Here is a 500-nt window from a genome sequence, read left to right on the forward strand (position 1 = left end):
TGGGGGGAGTTTTTTTTCAATAAAGAATATCAGAGAATCTCTCAGGAATGGTATTGAAGGAGATAAATCTCAGATCAGAGAATGGTTTGGAGAGAACACACTTACTCAAATGGGGAATGGAGCAATCACCACTTTACATGGTGTGGCGGATTTAGCCTTAGTTACATTCGATGCTCTGTTAGATTATCGATTTAAGTCGACAGGAAATATACCTTACCTGGAGATTAACAATACCTGATTTTTTTGGAATGAAAGAAGGAGTGCTGAGTTGTATTATTCCTGAATGTATAGGGAAAAAATATTATGGGTAACTATCATATCGGGGATGGTGAATGTAGATTTAGAGTCGTGTGTTCTTCACCAGATGTATGTGAAGTAGGAGGTTACAAGGTTCCTTTTGACAGTTACCAGACTTTAGATAGTGAAAGACAGTACAGTTCAGCGGTATGGGCGCGTGGATGCAGAGCTTTAAATGTTGGTTCAGTGATTGCTGGAACTCA

Annotated in this window: 2 pseudogenes; both read left to right on the forward strand. The window is 39.2% G+C overall.

The annotated features are described in order from the left end of the window. Positions 1-184: pseudogene (locus tag F1381_RS28690) on the forward strand (hypothetical protein); the annotation flags it as partial. A 119-nt stretch (positions 185-303) separates the two neighbouring features. Then, positions 304-500: pseudogene (locus tag F1381_RS28695) on the forward strand (hypothetical protein); the annotation flags it as partial.

It is taken from the genome of Paenibacillus tengchongensis, assembly GCF_008973665.1.
Taxonomy (GTDB): domain Bacteria; phylum Bacillota; class Bacilli; order Paenibacillales; family Paenibacillaceae; genus Paenibacillus_AQ; species Paenibacillus_AQ tengchongensis.